We start from the raw sequence: 16,284 nt of genomic DNA, 5'->3' as shown, positions 1-16,284 counted from the left end.
CACTTCACTCGTTCGTCACGCGCACTGCACGGTGAGGACGCACGTGCTCGGTTCAGAACACCGTTTCCGCCACGGGAGGCTGACAATGACCACAGACCACACGCCCGCACCACAGCCACACGCCGGTAGCTGCAACTGCTGCGGCGGCTGCACCGCACCCGGTTGCGGCTGCTGTTCCAGCTGCTGATCGGCTGATCTCGGAATTCGGGGTCGGCGCGCGTCCGGGGGCTCAGCTCGGACGCGCACCGATCCCGACCAGTGCCCGGGCACGCAGCACGGTCGTCGATGCCACCAGAGCGCGGTAGCGGGTCCTGATGCCGGCCACCACCTCGGCGTCCAGTCCGGCGAGCGCGGAGCGGATGGCCGAGCCCATGACGAACTTCCACGCCGAGTCCGGCGTGATGGGGATGTCCCGCTCCACCAGGCGCACGTCGACCTCACGCAACCCGAGCCCGCTCAACCACCCGGCGAGCTTGTCGTCGGTGTCGACCCGGGCGGCTTGCCGGGCCGGCGGCGGCCGGTCGAACATCGTCCCGGTGTGCTCGGTGAGCGCCTGGATCAGCGGGCCGGTCACGTCGTCCACGCTGCCCTGCCGCCACGTGGTCACGCTGAACGTGCCGTCGGGGCGGAGCAGGTCCACCAGGCGCGCCGCCGCCGTGTCCATGTCCGGCAGGAGGAAGACACCGAACACACACTGCACCCGGTCGTAGGGCATGCCGTCCGCAGGGGTCCACCGGGACGCGTCCGCGTGGTGGAAACGCAGTTGCGGCAGCCCTTCGGTGCGCCGGGAGCCTTGGTCGAGCAACGCTCGCGCGAGGTCGACGGCGTCGACAAGCCCTTCCGCTCCGACCGCCCGTGCCGCCGGGATGGCGGAGGAACCCGATCCGCAGCAGACGTCGAGCACGCGTTCGCCCGGTCGCGGCGGTGCGGCGTCGACGGTCGCGACGCCCATCGGATCCCACAGCAGGGGCGTCCACTCCGCGAACTCGGCGCTGCCCTGGTCGAACGCCGTGACCGTGGCGGGGGTCGACTCAGCCATCCAGTCCTCGCCGTCGGGATCGGGTGAGCAGCAACAGGGCCGCTCCACCGGTGAGCAGCAGAGCACCGACGGCCAGCACGGCACCGAGCGGCCCGCCGCCCGTGTTGGCGAGTCGCGCGCCACCCGCGGCCGCCCGAGTGGTGGTCGTCGGCGGCACGGTGCCGTCGGGGCTGGTCGTGGTCGGCGTCGTGGTGTCGGTCGGTGCCGTGCAGTTGCGGCCGAGGGCGGCGGTGGGGTCGACGTTGCCGACGGCGATGGTGAACTCGTCGGTGTCCACGGTGCTCTGTCCACTGGCGAGCGTGGCGGAGACCGCGACGGTGATCCGGTAGACGCCTTCCTGGCTGAACGCCCAGTTGGCGTGGGCGTGGGTGCCCAGCGCGACGGTCAACGCGTCGGGCAGGCCGTCACCGGAGTTCGCCAGCACGGTCGGCTTCAACCCGGTCAGGAACAGCGCGATCCGACCCGGTCCGTCCACTGCGGACAGTGTGATGGTGACGTCGCCGTCGATGTCCTCGGCGCGCAGTGACTCGGTGTTCCATCCGGCCCAGACGATGCCGGGGATCTGGGTCTGCGGGATGAGCCAGACCGGTTGGCCGGCGTCGCCGAGGAAGGCGTAGGCGGGGTCGGCGGGAATGGTGTTGCGGGCCTGTGGGACGAGGTGGACGACCACGTCGGCGGGATCACGCCAGACCGCCTTGTCCGGGCCGGCGGTGCCGTCCTTGATCCGGGTGCGCAGCGCGCCGTCCACCAGGCCGGGCGCGATGAGGTCGACGTGCCCGTCATCGAGGACCACACACGGCGTCGGGGCGCTGGTGGTCGTCGTAGTCGTGGCATCGGTCGTGGTGGTGGTCGACGTTGTCGTGGTGGTTGTCGTGGTGGTGGTTGTTGTCGTCGTCGTGGTCGTGGTCGGTTCGCCCGTGCCGGGCAACACGGTGGTCGGGTCCACCTCGCCGACCGCGATGGCGTAGGTGGCGGTGTCGCGCAGCGGTTCACCGGCGGGCGTGGTCGCTTCGAGGACGAAGGTGAGCCGGTAGACGCCCTCGGCGGCGAAGGTCCAGTTGGCGTGGGCGTGGGTGGCCAGCTCCACCGGGTGCTGCTGGGGCAGGGGGTTGGCCGTGTCGAAGACACGCGGCAGTGGGGCGCCGAAGGGGTCGGCCTGGAAGACGGTGACGGCACCCGGTGGCGCGCTGCCGGGCAGGTCGCCGCCGATCGCGTCGAGCGTCCAGCGCACCGAGTCGGGTGCGACCTGGTCCGCGGTCAGCGACTCGGTGTTCCAGCCGAGCCACACCAGGTTGGGATCCTCCACCTGAGGGCTGATCCAGATGTCGCTGCCCGCCGGTCCGAGGAAGGCGTACTCCGGCGCGTCGGGCACCTGGATCTTGGCCTCGGGTTTGACGTGGGTGACCACCGTCTCGGGGTCGCGGAACACGGGCTCGGCGCCGGTGCCGTCCTTGAAGCGGATGGCCAGCTCGCCGTCGACGATGGCGGCCGCCACCAGGTCGACGTGACCGCGGTCGATCACGGTCGTGGCGTCCTGGGCCGAGGCCGGGACGATGGACGCGCCGGCGAGCAGCGTCAGGGCTGCGGCGACGAGGGCGAGGCCACGGCGGCGGTGCGTGGTCACGACGACTCCTTGACCGGGCGGCGGCGGGTGACGAAGAGGACGACGGCACCCGTGGCGACCAGCGCCAGGGCCAACGCGGTGGCGGCGGGCACTTCGGCCGGGCCGGTCGACGCGAGCTGTGTCGGGCGCCTGCCGCCGGGCGTGGTGGTGTCGCCGTTGCCGGTATTGGTGTTGCCTGTGTCGGTGTTGCCGGTGGCCGGGGCGTCGCCGACGACGAAGGTGTAGCTCTCGGTGTCGGTGAGCGGGCTGCCGTCGGTTCGGGTGGCCGACACGGTGAAGTCCAGCCGGTAGCGGCCGGGTTTGCCGAACGCCCAGTTGGCGTGGGCGTGGGTGCCGAGTGCGACGGAGTGGGTGTCGGGCAGCCCGTCCGTGCTGTTGAAGATCAGGCTGGGCGCGCCGAACGAGCCGGTGGTGAACAACCCGAACGGGCCGGGGCCGTCGACCGCCGTGAGCGTCCAGGTGACCGGTCCGCTGATGTCGGCGGGCCGCAGTTCCTCGGTGGACCAGCCGATCCAGAGGATGCCCGGCTGCTCCTGCTGGGGCAGCAGGTGGATCTGGTTGCCCGCCGAGCCGAGGAAGGACAGCTCGGGGATCGCGGGCAGTGCGGTGCGTGCGGCGTCGGTGATGCGGAACTCGACGTCGGCCGGTTCCCGCCACGTGACTGTGCCGATCGTGCTGCCGTCCTTGACGTTTACGCTCAGCCCGTCGCCGAGTAGCCGGGGCGCTATCGCGTCCACGTGCCCCCGGTCGAGGGTGACCTTGCCGGTCGCGGTGGGCGGCTGTGCCTGGACCGCGACCTTCGGAGCGGAATCGGGCACGGCGACGCGGACCTGTGGCGACGGCGGTTCGACGACTGCCGGTTCGACCTCCGTCCGGACGTCGGCCGGGGCAGACGGCTGCGCTTGCGTTCCGACATCCACCGTGAGGACCTGCTGCGCCTGGACCGGGCGGCCGTCGAGCAGGTAGGCCTCCGCGTCGAGCCGGACGGTGTGCCGGCCCGCTGCGGTGAACACCCAGTCCGCGGTTCCGTCGGCCGCCACGGGCACGGTCACCGGCTCCGAGTCGGCCTGCCCCGGACCGTCGAGCACGACGGCACGCAGCCGCACCGCGTCACCGAAGAGGGTGCCGGGCACGATCGCCGTGGTGTCCCACCGCACGCCGACCCGGCTGTCCACCGCGACCACGGCCTCCGAGCCCGTCGCGAGGTCCAGCGAGCCGTCGCGGACGCTCATCACGGCCGACGCCGTGTCCGCCTCCGGAGCGGCGAAGGCCGGCGCGGCGAGCACGAGCAGCGCGCCGGTCACCCCGGCCACCGCCATGGAACGGACCGCGATCACGACGTCACCTCCACCGGAGCGTTGGAGACAGCGGCCTTGCGACCGCGTGGACGGGTGAGCAGGCCGTGCCGGGGCGCGAACAGCCAGCACAGCACGAAGATCCCGGTCAGGGTCAGCACGATGAGCCCGCCCGCCGCGAGGTCGAACGCGTAGGACAGGTACAGCCCGAGCACACTGCCGCCCGCGCCGATGGCCGGTGCGAGCAGCATCATCGCGCCGAGCCGGTCGGTGAGCAGCCGGGCCGCGGCGGCGGGTGTCACGAGCAGGGCGAGCACCAGCACGTTCCCGACGGCCTGCAAGGAGATGACGATCGCCAGGGTCACCATCACGTACAGGGCGATGTCCAGCCAGAACACCGGCAGGCCGACGGCACGGGCCTGTTCGCGGTCCAGCGTCGCGGCCACCAGCCTGCCGTTGAGCAGTGCCGTGGCCAGCAGCAGGATCGCCCCGATCACCGCGACGGACACGACATCGCTGTCGCTGATGCCGAGGATCGACCCGAACAGGAACGACTCCAGCGAGCCGCCGTAACCGGGCGCGGCGCTGAGGATCACGATGCCGAGCCCGAACGCCGCCGCGAAGAAGATCCCGATGACCGAGTCCTCCTTGAGCCTGCGGTTCTGCGCCACCACCGCGATCAGCAACGCGGTGATCACACCCGCGACGGCCCCGCCGATCACCAGGTTGGTGCCGAGCACGAACGCCACCGCGATCCCGGGGAACACCGCGTGCGCCACCGCGTCGCCGATGAACGCCATACCGCGCAGCACGACGTGACCGCCGACCACACCGCACACCAACCCGGACAACAGGGCCACCAACAACGCCCGCCGCCAGAAGTCGTACTCCCACGGCCCGGCCAACGCATCGAGCACCGCGCTCATCGGGTCACTCCCAGCGACCGCAGCAGCTGTTCCGCCCGGTCCAGACCGAAAGTCCGCAGCCAGATGTCGGTGTCGGCCAGCCGGGACGGCTCGTCGTCGGCGACCACCGTGCGGTTGAGCAGGCACAACCGCGAGCACAACGTAGTCGCGGCGGCGAGGTCGTGGGTGGTCATCAGCACGGCTACCCCTTCGTCACGCAGTTCGGTGAGCAGCCGGCTCAGCAGTTCCTGGGTGGGCGCGTCGATGCCGGTGAACGGCTCGTCCAGCAGCAACACCCGTGGCCGCAACGCCAGGGCACGCGCGACCAACACGCGTTGCCGCTGGCCGCCGGACAGCTCGCCCACGGGACGTGACCGCAGGTCGTCCATGCCGACGCGCGTGATGGCGTCGTCGACCGCCGCACGGTCCTGCGCGGTGCGCCGCCCGAGCAGGCCGGTCAGGTGGGTGCGCCCGGTGGCGACCGCCTTGGCCACCGAGATCGGGAAGTCCCAGGCGAACTCGTGGCGCTGCGGCACGTAGCCGACGCTGCCCTGGGCCTGCTTGGCGGTGCGGCCGTGCACCGTCACGACACCCCGGTGCGGCGGCAGCAACCCCAACGCCGTGCGCAGCAACGTCGTCTTGCCCGCGCCGTTGGGACCGATCAGCCCCACCAGTTCACCGGCACGGAGGCTGAAGTCCACTGAGGACAGCACTTCCCGTCCGCCCAGGTGCACGGCCAGGTCCCGGATGTGCAGGATCGGCTCGTTCATCGCTCTCCCCTTCGCCGACGCACGACCACGATCACGACGGCGGCCACCACCAGCAGCGCGCCGCCCAGTCCGACCCACACCCACCAGCGGTCGCCCGCCGGCTCGGGCGCGGGCTCTGCCTGCTGCTCCGGTTCGGTGACGGCCACGTCGAACGCCGACCTCGGGTCGGTGTCGTCGCCGACGTGGACGCGCAGCACCCGCCGGTCGGCCACCTCGCGCCGGTCCTTCGTGGACGCCGCCATCTCCAGGTCGAGCAGGTATGTGCCCGGTGCGCTGAAGACCCAGTTGCCGTGCACGTGAGTGCCCACCTCGATGCCCGTTTCCTGCGGTGTCGGCGCAGTGCCGCCGAAGATGGTGGTCGGAGCGCCGAAGTTGCCGCTGAGGAACAGCGTGAACCGGCCGGGGCCTTGCACGCCGTGCAGCCGCCACGTGACCTCGCGGTCGATCGCAGCGGTCACCTCCGGGTCCTGGGTGTTCCAGCCGGGCCAGACCACGCCGCTCTGTTCGACCTGCGGCAACACCCAGATCGGGCTGCCCCGGTCACCGAGGAAGTCGTACGCCGGGTCGTCGGGCACCGCGGTGCGGGCGGTGTCGTTCACATGCAGCACCACATCGGACAGCGCGCGCCACTGTGGCTCGTCACCGGTGTCGTCACGCAGCTGCACGGTCCACTGGCCGTCGACGAACCGCGGCCCGAGGTCCACGTGGCCGTCCGAGATGACCACCTGCTCGGCGGCGGCCTGTGCGACGGCGACCGGTTGGACGATCGCGAGCACGGCGAGCAGTGCGAGGAACCGCGTCAGGCGAGGCATCGGGCCGCCTCGTCGGCGTTGTGCCGCATCATGTCCACGTAGCTGCGGACCTTGTCGTCGAACGCGTCCCCGTACAGCACGCACACCCCGACCGACTGGTCCTGGGCCACCTGGCTCAGCACCGAAGCGCGCTGCGCCAGGTTCGGCTCCATGAACACCGCCGGCACCTTCAGGTTGCGCACCGTCTCCGACAGCTTGCGCACGTCCTCCACGCTCGGCTCCTGCGCCGGGTTCGGCACGACGAATCCCGCGACGCTCATCTCGTAAGCGGAGGCGAAGTAGCCGAACCCGTCGTGGGTGGTGACCAGGTGCCGGCGTTCACGCGGCACGCGGGCGACGGTCTCGCGCACATAGCCGTCCAGCTCGTCGAGCCGGTCGAGGTACGCGCGGGCGTTGCGGTCGTAGATCTCCGCGCCGTCCGGGTCGGCGGTGCGCAACGTGTCACGGATGACCTCCGCGTAAGCGCGGGCGTTGCGCACGTCCTGCCACAGGTGCGGGTCGATCTCGCCGTGGACGTGCTTGCCCAGCACCGCCTGCGGCAACTGGTGCACCGAGCCGCCGGGAGCGCCGAGGAAGGCGAACCGCGAATCGTCCGGGATGGTGGCGATGGCCTTGTTGGGCACCTCGATCACCGCGTCGGCCGCCGGGACGACCTGCTGCTGGTTCGTGCCGCCCGCCGCGTCGTTGAGCGTGTAGAGCCCACCGGTGTCCAGGTCCACGGTCAGGTCGGTGTGCCCCTCGTTCAGGACCGTGCCCGCCACACCGGTCGGGTCCACGCCCACCGCGAAGGTGAAGGTGCTCTCCCCCAACGGGATCGGCGCGCTGCCGCCGCCGTTGAGCAGCGACGCGGCGAGCGTCAGCCGGTAGACGCCCGGCTTGGTGAACGCCCAGTTGAGGTGCGTGTGCGCGGCCGGTGGCAGCGTCGTGGCGTCGACGTCGGAGAAGTCGTCCCCGGAGTTGAAGTACACCACCGGCTTGCCCAGCGCCTCGGTCAGGTACACGACCAGCTCACCGGGCCCGTCCAGCGCGGTCGCCGCCAAGCGCACCTCCGAGGACCGGGTAGCGCCCTTGTCCTTGCCGTCGCCGCGCACCCGCAGCCCCAACCACAGCACGTCCAGACCGATGTTCTCCACCAGCGGGATCACGTGCGCGCCATACGTTTCCGACACCTCCGCCAGCGACACGTTCGGCGTGCCCTCCCGCACGTTGGCGTCGATCGCCTTGATCAGGCGCTGCTCCTCCAACAACAGGTGGTTGGTGAACGTCACGTCGGCCCCGGCGACCTTCTTCGCGTCCGCGGGCACCGGCTCGTAGGAATGCGGGTCACCACCGGACGGCACCAACGAGTCCACCCGGACCCGCTCACCCCCGACGTTGCGCACCAGGTCGGCCAGGATCTCCGTGGTCGTCACCACCGACACGCCGTCCGCGGCCGTGCCGCCTCCCGCGGCCGTGCAGGCGGTCAGCAGGGCTACCGAGAGCGCCCCGATGGCGCGCGATAACGCACGCACGTGCATGGGAATTCCTCCAGACGGACGCCGGTCGACCGGCGTGGCACCGCGACCCTAATCCGAACGACAACCGTTTTCAACAGCCCATCCGGCCCAGTCGATCAACGACCGTTCGGCCCTAACGATAACGATTGTCATCTGTAACACTGCGGGCGCGGCCCGATCGGGCCATCCACCCACGAATGGAGCAATCCACCGTGCGCACCTCAGCACGCCTCGCCCTGCTGCCCCTGGCGGTGGCCGCCCTCCTGGGCACCGCCGCCGGACCGGCCACCGCGTCGACCACGGTCGTCCTGGACAGCGGGCACGTCGACGTGATCGGCATCGCCTTCGAGGGCGGTGAACTCGACATCCACGTCCACGACGAGACCAACGACATCGAGTACGCGCCTTCCGACGTGAAGATCGTCGCCAAGTCCGCAGCGCGCACCACCGTGCCCGACGACGCCGCCTACTCGTTCCTCGGCACGGCCGGCAGCCCGGTCTGGGTGCTGCCCCAGGTCGAGGACCCGGCGTTGCTGTGGCCCGGCATCGCCACCGAGGAGGTCGAGCCCGGCGTCTTCGTCAACGACGCCCTGAGCCTGAAGGTCGAGTACGTCTACGGCCCCGCCGGGTTCAGCATCTTCACCACCGACGCCTTCGGCGCGCCCACCGTGCTCGTGGACAGCCAGAACGGCCTGCCCGACACGATCGGCCTCACCGCGGCCAACCACCAGCACGCCAACTGGGCCTTCGAGGCCGCCGGCAACTACGCCGTCGTCGTCCGGGTCAGCGGCGTCCTCGCCGCCACCGGCAAGAAGGTCACCTCCGCACCCGCCCTCTACCGATTCAAGGTGAACGCATGAGAACCCGTATGAGAACCCGCACTCTCGCCGCCACCGCCTTCGCCGCGACCGTGGCCCTGCTCCTCCCCGGCACCGCGAACGCCGCCATCTCCCAGGGCCACGTCGACGCCCTCGACATCGACTGGACCGGCAGCGCGTTGACACTGGACATCCGCGACGCCACGGTCACCCCCGCCGTCGACCGGGACCCGTCCACCGTGGTGCTCGACGCCGTCTCGGCCAGCAAGACCACCGTGCCGTCCAACTCCGCGTACTCGTTCCTCGGCTCCCCCGGCTCGACGGTCTGGGTCCTCCCGCAGAGCCAGGTCAGCAACATCCTGTGGCCCGGGATCAACACCCAGGGCGTGCCCTCCGGGGTGCTGCTGAACAACGCCGTGACCGCCAAGCTCATCTCGGTCTCCGGCCCGGCGCACTTCAGCGTCTACACCACCAGCCTGGGCACGCCCACCGTGTGGTTCGACAGCGGCAACGGCACGCCCGACAGCCGGAACATCGCGATCAACACCCACGCGCACGCCAACTGGGCGTTCGAGGCCGCGGGCACCTACACCGTGGTCTTCGAGGTCACCGCCACCCTCGCCGCCGGCGGCACCGTCACCACCGGGCAGAAGACCTACACCTTCACCGTCCAGCCCTGATCCCGCGGTAGGACATACAGCGGTAGAACATGCAGAGGCCGTGGCACCCAGCAGTGCCACGGCCTCGTCGTATCCGCTCCCCCAGACCTCCACTACGAGGCAATCACTCCTCGAAGGACATGTCCTCGCCGCCGTCGTCCTCGAAGACCTCTTCCACGACCTCGCCGAGGATCATGCCGCCGACCACACCGGCCGCGACGCCACCGACGACCGCACCCATGCCGGGACCGCGACGTTGAGTGCGGTTCGATGCGGGTCGGTTCCGTTGCGGCTCAATGGATTCTCCCACTTTCCTCCCACACATCCTCCCACCGCCAGTCCGCGTCGGCCGTGTGGACGTCGCACACATGTGCCGACGTAGTTCGGCAGCAGCCGGTCGACGCGGCCAGCCGCAACGCATGCGTCGGCCGTGGAAGGCGCCGCGGACGTCGATATCGCGCTCGGGCGCCATCGGGAGGCCGTGGCGGCGTTGACCGATCTGATCAGGCGCCACCCGCTTCGTGACGGACCGTACAGCCGGCTCATGCTCGCGCTGCACAGGTTGGGACGCAGTGGCGAGGCCCTTGAGGTCTACCGGTCGATGCGCCACCGGTATGCCGACGAGCTCGGCATCGAACCCGGGCCCGAGCTGCAGGAGCTGCATCAGCGAATCCTGCAGGCAGACCCGGAGCTGCTGCACACGACGTCGCCCGCTGAGCCGCCCGAACCGGCCAGGGCCAGGCCTGCTCAGCTGCTCCCGGACGTCAGCGACTTCACGGGCCGGGATGAGCAGGTCGCGGTGGCTGTGGCCGCGCTTGTCCCGGCGGAAGGTACGACGGTGCCTGTGCTCGCTGTGTACGGCAAACCGGGTGTCGGCAAGACCGCCCTCGCGGTCCACGTCGCACATCGGGTCCGATCGGAGTTCCCTGGCGGACAGCTGCACGTCGACCTGCGCGGCGACGGACCGGCGCCGGAGGAGCCGCACGATGTGCTGGCACTATTCCTTGGCGCCCTGGGTGTTCCCGGCGACGCGATTCCGGACCATCCGGCGGACCGGGCTGCGTTGTATCGGTCGCGGACGGCGGATCAACGCGTCCTGATCGTGCTCGACAACGCCGCGGACGAAGCCCAGGTACTCCCGCTCCTGCCGGGGACTGCGGGAAGCGCGGTCATCGTGACCAGCCGCGCGCCGCTGACGGTGCTGCCTGGTGCCCACCGCTTGGCTCTCGATGTCCTCAACGCCGACGCATGTGAGCGAATGCTGGCCGCGATCCTCGGCGCGGACCGTACGTCCGAGGAACGCACGCAGGTCGAACGGCTCGTTGAGCTGTGCGGCCGGCTCCCGCTGGCCCTGCGCATCGCTGCCGGCCGGCGCGCGGCCCAGCCGCACTGGCTGGTGGAGACCTTTGTCGACCGGCTCACCGACGAACGGCACCGACTCAACGAGCTCCGCTTGGGCGGCATCGAGGTCAGGGCCAGTCTCGAATTGAGCCGGCAGACGTTGCCGGACGTCGATGCCCAGGCGTTCACCTACCTGGGTCTGCTGCCGACAGGTGAGTTCGGTGCATGGGCATTGGCCGCTGTGCTGGGTACACCGGTCGGTGAGGCGGAACGCAGGCTCGACACACTGGTTCAGGTCCAGCTGGTCGAATACGCCGGCCGGGACGCCACCGGCCGGGCGGGGTACCGACTGCACGACCTCATTCGTGCCTACGTCGTCGAGCTCGCGGACGCCTGTGGTGTCGAGGAACGCCGTGCGGCGACTGGTCGGCTCCACGGCGCATGGGTGGTCATGACCGCGGATGCCGCGCGCCGCCTCTCGCCTCGGCGCCCGCCTCCTGTCCCGCTGCCGGTCGAGCCTTGGCTGGTACCGGGCGCGGAGGACCTGACCACGGATGCGGTGGCCTGGTTGGAGGCCGAGTGGCGCAACCTCGTGTCCGCGGTCGAGGCGTGCGTGCGCGACAAGTCCGAAGTGGACTCCTCCGCTGTGGGGTTCACCTGGCAGGTGGCGGCGTCCATGTCCACCGTGCTCGAAACTCGCGGGTACTTCGACGACCTGCGCTCCCTGCACCTCTCGGGTCTGCGTGCGGCCGAGCGAGTCCGGTCAGCTGCACGTCGATCGTCGCCCCCGCGGCCAGCGGCGGTTCTCCCGCACCGGCCGAATTGTGAAACCCGCGGTGTGCGAACCGAAGACCGGTGCCCGGGGCCGCGGTGGGCGAGAAGTGGCCCTGGACGATCACCACCAGGTCGACGGGCTTCGAGCCTTGGTTGTGGAACGTGACCCTGCCGTCCGGCCCGAGCTTGAGCAAGGCGCCGGCCTGTGTTGAGCCGGGCATGTAGTTGATCACGGATTGACCGCCGCCGCCGACGGCCAGCGATCCGGCGGCGGTGGCGCCGGGCGCGATCAGGTTCACGAAGGCCGCGGTCGATCCGGACGGCACACCCGCGCCGGTGATGGTGACCGTGCGGCTGCCCTGGGCAGGGATCTTGCCCGCGGTCGTGCCCAGCCCACTGCGGGTGTCGATCAGGCGGGTGTGATCGAGCGGCACGTACCCGCCACCGGCGCCGCCGGTCGTCGTGGTGAAGTAGCCCTGTACGTCCACCACGATGTGTGTGCTGCCTGCGTGGTGGTGGACAGCCAGGCCGCCGCCCGTACCCGGCTTCACAACGGCGAGGTTGGAGCTGCTCTCGCCTGCCGCGAAGTGGAGCATGGACAGCAGGCTCGGCCGGTTGTCCTGGTCTGGGTAGGCGGTCAAATAGCCCGTCGCGGTCGGCTCGGCGACCGCGATCCGGACAAGCAGCGCCTTCACACCGGCCGCTGGAACGCCGGCGACTCCCAGGACGGGGAAGCAGATGGTTCCAGCACTTTGCTTGCCGGTCACTCCGCCCGTGTCGTCGCGGGTGTCGAGCACTTTGTACTGATGCTGCCGCTGATCGAAGTGAGCGAACCGGCGAGACTGGGCACGCCGCCTCCCCTGCCGTGAATCCACGGGATCTGCCGCTGCTGCCAGGGCCGGCGCCTGCGCCGCGCAACTCGGCTCCGGCGCGACCGAACGGCCGCCGCCAAGGAGGCCGACGCCGCGGCGAACGCCGCCAAGTCATGCTTGGGCGGAGAGAGCTTCTCACCGGACACCCAGGTCCTGATGGCCGACGGCTCGACCAAGGCCATCAAGGACATCCAGGTCCGCGACGAGGTGAAAGCGAAGCCAGGAACCGACTCGTCATGTCGAAGGGAGTCATCGCTGCCCGACGGGAGTCGAGTTCCGTTGACCTGCGCTCCTGGGTCTGGGTGATTCCGCTGGGACAAGAGGGCCGGGCGGAGTTGATCCGGTTGAACTCGACATGCCCCCGGAAGTCTGATTTCCCCTTGTAGGAGCCCCGTCGCTCGGGCTGTGACGACGGTGTCCGTCCAGCCCGAGCAGCACGACTGCGCCTGGGACAACGTCGGCTAGTCTGCTCGGGTGAGTCTCCTCGATGATGTGGCCGAGCGCGACGACTGGCGGTGCTGGGTGTGCGACGAACCGGTCGACCCCGACATGTCGGTGAACGACCCGCGGGGGCCCAGCGTCGACAGCCGGACCGCCGACCGGAAGGCCAAGCTCGCCGAGCGGCTCGCGCACCGCGGGTGCAACACCCGCAAGGGCGCGGTCAAAGTGGTCATCGCCTGGCCGGACCGCCTGCACGTGGTCGAACCCGCGCCGCTGATCACCGTTGCCGGGAGGCTGGAGCGCAAGGGGGGCCGCGAGATGGTGGCCCGTTGTCCGACCAGACAGGACGCCCGAGAGGCGGCGGATTGGCTGGTGGACCGGTTCTCCCGACTGGTACCAGGGCTGCCGGTGACCGCCGACATCGAGGCGGGCGGCGGCCAGTTCCTCGTCATCCTCACCACCGGCCGCCGCTGACCGGGGATCACCGAGCACACTCGCGTCGAGCTGAACTGTCGGCCCACATCGACCTCACCGCACCGCTAACGACCTTTGACCATGAGGTTGATGGTGCTGGGTCGAGGGTGAGGCCGGTTCCGGTGAGGAAGCCAGTGAGCAGTGAGGGGTGGCGCTGGATGTGGCGCAGTCCGCGGCGGGTGGCTCGGGTGAACTCGGGTGAGCTCGGTGCCGCCGCGAGCGGCGTGTAGGTGCCAGAACTCTGTCCTGGGCTGCTGAGCTGCGGTGATCGTGCACCATGTGCGCCAGGGCATGATCGTGAGGCGTGGCGTGGCTATTGCTGTACCTGATCTTCGTCCGGCTCGCTGGTTGGCTGGTTCTGCTCGGCCGCTCGTCAGCGGCCAAGAACATCGAGTTATTGAACCGAAACTGTGCGGTTGCCACCTCTGCGGTAGCAACACCGCTGGTCAGTGAGGTGGCCAGGCGGGCAACCGACCTGGCCGTTTCGGTTCAATATGAGCGGACCTCCAGGTAGAGCACGTCTCCTCCACTGCCGCAAAGAATCTTCGGGGGGACGTCGGTCGTCATGGCTACACACAGGATTTCGTGGGGGGCAGCGAAACACAGTACCTGCCGACCCGTAGCGAGGTCCCACATCCGGACGGTGCCATCGTCGGAGCCGCTGATCATGCCGCTGCTGTCAAGGGTGACAGCCACCACGCCTACGGGGCCGGTGAGGGTGTGCAGTTCTTGTCCGGTGGCCAGGTCCCACACCCAGGCGGTGCCATCGTCGGAGCCAGTGATCACGCGGGAGCTGTCGGAGGTAACAGCCACCGCGCCTACGGGGGCGGCGTGGCCGGTGAGGATATGGAGTTCTCGCCCGGTGGCCAGGTCCCACACCCGGGCAGTTGCGTCTTGTGAGCCGGTGACAGCGCGGCTGCCGTCAGGGGTGACGGCCACGGCGGTCACGATGTCAGTGTGACCAGTGAGCCCTAGCGGCTGCCCCTTTTCCGGGTCCCACGTAATGGGCGTATCGCCGAAGACAGCAATGGCGTGGGCACCCTCGGGCGTGGCAGCTACTCCTCCCACCCAGCCGTGGTCACTAATGACCGTATACAGCTCCTGTCCAGTGTCCAGGTCCCGTATTGCGACAGTGTTGCCCAGGGGGACGACGATCGCCTGGGGTCTGTTCGGGATCAGGACTACCTTTATTACTTGCCTGGTGTAGCTGGTGGCGATTTGGCGCTCTCGATTGGTGGTCAGGTCCCATACGCGGGGGCCAGCGTCCTGAGAGCTGGTAATCGCGTGGGTGCCGTCGGGGGTGAGAGCCACCGCACGCACCATGGTGGTGTGGCTGGTAAGGGCGTACGGCTCCTGGTTCCCGGCCAGATCCCACACGCACACAGTGCCGTCGCTACCACCGGTGATTGCGCGGCTGCCGTCGGGGGTAAGGGCCACCGCCTGCACCGCCACGGGGTGTCCTTCGGTGAGGGTGTGGGTTACCTCTCCTGTGGTCAGATCCCACACTCGGGAGGTGCCGGTGTAGGCACCATCGTCCGAGTGTGAGCTGGTGATCGCGAGGGTGCCGTCGGGGGTGAGGCTCACCGCATGTATGGGGGCCGTGTGGCCTTCGGTGAGGGTGTGGGTTACCTCTCCTGTGGCCAGGTCCCACACTCGGGCGGTTTTATCCCCGTTCGAACCGGTGATCGCGTGGGTGCCGTCGGGAGTGACTGCCACCGCCTGTACAGGGCCGGTGTGGCCGGTGAGGATACGGAGTTCTCGCCCTGTAGTCAGGTCCCATACCCGGACGGTGCCGTCCTCGGAGCCGATGATCACGCGGGAGCCGTCCGAGGCGAGGGCCATGGCGCGATTACCGTTCGTGGCACGGGCCATGGCCTCAGTTGGTGCAACGTAGCCGGTGAGGGTGTGGATTTCCTGTCCGGTCATCAAATCCCACGCGCGGACGGTGCCATCGTCGGCACCGGTGATCGCGCGGAAGCCGTCGGAGGTGACAGCCACCGCGCCTACGGGGGTGGTGTGGCCGGTGAGGGTGTGCAGTTCTCGCCCTGTGGTCAAGTCCCACACCCGGGCGGTGCCATCGTCGGAGCCGGTGATCACGCGGGAGCCGTCGGGGGTGACGGCCACTGCGCCCGCGGGAGCAGTGTGGCCGCTGAGGGTATGGATGAGCTGGTCGGACCCCCGAGTTGCCCACAAGGTCCGCAAGTGCGGGAATTGCTCCTGGTCGAGGTACCGAGCTATCGCACGGGTGAGGGTGAGGTTCCCGCCAGCGACCGTCTCGTACAGCAGTTGCTGGAGCAGGAAACCGGGCTGTTGGCGTGGGTTCCAGCCCCGCAGATGGTGGGTTTGGCGTCGGATGGCCTGGTAGGCGGCGATGAGCTCAGGGTGTGGGGTGCGCAGGGCTTCGAGGAGGCGGGCCTCATCGGCGCGGAGGGCGTCGATGCCAGCGGTGGCGGCGCGGGTGTGGAGGAAGGCGGGATCAGTGAGCACGGCCACTGCCTGGCGCACAACTGGCGGGGCATCGCCGGCGGGGGTACAGGCTGCGGCGAGGTGGGTGGCTAGGTGCTCGAGCAGGTACGGGCATTCCGTCCAGCGGCCCTGGTAGGCGTGGGTGAGCCGGTCAGCGATGTCGGCGTTGGTGTCGCGCGGGTAGATGTGCATGTCGCCGGACTGCCGTAGGAAGTCGCGTAGTGACTGATGGTATGGGCGAATCGCCCCGCTTGTGGTAACACGCAGGTAGGGCGCGCACACACGCAGCGTGTCATCGAGGTCGCGTTCGCGCAGACCGGTGATGAGGATGAGATGGTCGCGGGTCAGGCCGTCGCCCTGGCTTTCCACCAGAGCGGCCCTCTTGGTCAGACTGCTGTGAGACACCCTGTGTGAGTGTCGGGTTCCTGACCAAGGGCGGGATCGGAGATCCTTGTGTACGTGTCCACCTCGTCTGACGACCAGCCCGCCCCTGCGACC

Annotated in this window: 12 protein-coding genes and 1 pseudogene; 5 read left to right on the top strand and 8 right to left on the bottom strand. The window is 69.7% G+C overall.

Annotation, left to right across the window (positions count from 1 at the left end; genetic code table 11):
- Nucleotides 1–229: 229 nt before the first annotated feature.
- From ALI22I_RS17345 to ALI22I_RS17315, 7 genes are read right to left on the bottom strand one after another with little or no spacing between them, the layout of a single operon-like run.
- Nucleotides 230–1,039, bottom strand: coding sequence for a class I SAM-dependent methyltransferase (locus ALI22I_RS17345; protein ID WP_077006558.1), 810 nt, complete (start codon nucleotides 1,037–1,039; stop codon nucleotides 230–232).
- Nucleotides 1,032–2,663 carry a choice-of-anchor M domain-containing protein gene (locus ALI22I_RS50915; RefSeq protein WP_077006557.1) on the bottom strand — a complete coding sequence of 544 codons (1,632 nt, stop codon included), beginning with the start codon at nucleotides 2,661–2,663 and terminating at the stop codon, nucleotides 1,032–1,034. The genes ALI22I_RS17345 and ALI22I_RS50915 overlap by 8 nt, the downstream gene beginning before the upstream one ends.
- Entirely contained in the window at nucleotides 2,660–4,000 is a 1,341-nt protein-coding gene (locus tag ALI22I_RS17335; protein ID WP_077006556.1) for a choice-of-anchor M domain-containing protein, read from the bottom strand. Before ALI22I_RS17335 ends, ALI22I_RS50915 begins: the two co-directional genes overlap by 4 nt.
- Entirely contained in the window at nucleotides 3,997–4,884 is an 888-nt protein-coding gene (locus ALI22I_RS17330; RefSeq protein WP_077006555.1) for an anchored repeat-type ABC transporter permease subunit, read from the bottom strand. The genes ALI22I_RS17335 and ALI22I_RS17330 overlap by 4 nt, the downstream gene beginning before the upstream one ends.
- Nucleotides 4,881–5,633 carry an anchored repeat-type ABC transporter ATP-binding subunit gene (locus tag ALI22I_RS17325; protein ID WP_077006554.1) on the bottom strand — a complete coding sequence of 251 codons (753 nt, stop codon included), beginning with the start codon at nucleotides 5,631–5,633 and terminating at the stop codon, nucleotides 4,881–4,883. Before ALI22I_RS17325 ends, ALI22I_RS17330 begins: the two co-directional genes overlap by 4 nt.
- Nucleotides 5,630–6,445, bottom strand: a complete 816-nt coding sequence (locus ALI22I_RS17320; protein ID WP_077006553.1) for a TIGR03773 family transporter-associated surface protein — start codon at nucleotides 6,443–6,445, stop codon at nucleotides 5,630–5,632. The genes ALI22I_RS17325 and ALI22I_RS17320 overlap by 4 nt, the downstream gene beginning before the upstream one ends.
- Nucleotides 6,433–7,962 (bottom strand): anchored repeat ABC transporter, substrate-binding protein, encoded by a 1,530-nt coding sequence (locus tag ALI22I_RS17315; protein WP_077006552.1) that lies wholly within the window; start codon nucleotides 7,960–7,962, stop codon nucleotides 6,433–6,435. The genes ALI22I_RS17320 and ALI22I_RS17315 overlap by 13 nt, the downstream gene beginning before the upstream one ends.
- Nucleotides 7,963–8,153: 191 nt before the next feature.
- Between ALI22I_RS17315 and ALI22I_RS17310 the strand changes: the two genes are divergently transcribed.
- The 5 genes and pseudogenes from ALI22I_RS17310 to ALI22I_RS17285 all read left to right on the top strand — a co-directional run bounded on the left by ALI22I_RS17310 (nucleotide 8,154) and on the right by ALI22I_RS17285 (nucleotide 13,320).
- Nucleotides 8,154–8,801, top strand: a complete 648-nt coding sequence (locus ALI22I_RS17310; RefSeq protein ID WP_077006711.1) for a choice-of-anchor M domain-containing protein — start codon at nucleotides 8,154–8,156, stop codon at nucleotides 8,799–8,801.
- The gene (locus tag ALI22I_RS17305; RefSeq protein ID WP_077006551.1) at nucleotides 8,798–9,439 is read left to right on the top strand and encodes a choice-of-anchor M domain-containing protein; all 642 of its coding nucleotides are present in this window, start codon (nucleotides 8,798–8,800) and stop codon (nucleotides 9,437–9,439) included. The genes ALI22I_RS17310 and ALI22I_RS17305 overlap by 4 nt, the downstream gene beginning before the upstream one ends.
- A gap of 385 nt (nucleotides 9,440–9,824) precedes the next feature.
- Nucleotides 9,825–11,699 (top strand): annotated as a pseudogene (locus ALI22I_RS17295) (BTAD domain-containing putative transcriptional regulator); the annotation flags it as partial.
- A 70-nt stretch (nucleotides 11,700–11,769) separates the two neighbouring features.
- Entirely contained in the window at nucleotides 11,770–12,402 is a 633-nt protein-coding gene (locus ALI22I_RS49290) for a hypothetical protein (protein WP_143532259.1), read from the top strand.
- 477 nt (nucleotides 12,403–12,879) lie between these two features.
- Nucleotides 12,880–13,320 (top strand): hypothetical protein, encoded by a 441-nt coding sequence (locus ALI22I_RS17285; RefSeq protein ID WP_077006547.1) that lies wholly within the window; start codon nucleotides 12,880–12,882, stop codon nucleotides 13,318–13,320.
- Between the two features lie 489 nt (nucleotides 13,321–13,809).
- On the opposite strand, the gene ALI22I_RS17280 is transcribed toward ALI22I_RS17285, so the two are convergent.
- On the bottom strand, nucleotides 13,810–16,155 hold the full coding sequence (locus ALI22I_RS17280; protein ID WP_143532257.1) for a WD40 repeat domain-containing protein: 2,346 nt from the start codon (nucleotides 16,153–16,155) through the stop codon (nucleotides 13,810–13,812).
- Nucleotides 16,156–16,284 lie beyond the last annotated feature (129 nt).

Origin of the sequence: Saccharothrix sp. ALI-22-I, from assembly GCF_001984175.1 — a bacterium.
Lineage (GTDB): Bacteria > Actinomycetota > Actinomycetes > Mycobacteriales > Pseudonocardiaceae > Actinosynnema.
This window is presented reverse-complemented; position numbering and strand designations above follow the sequence as displayed.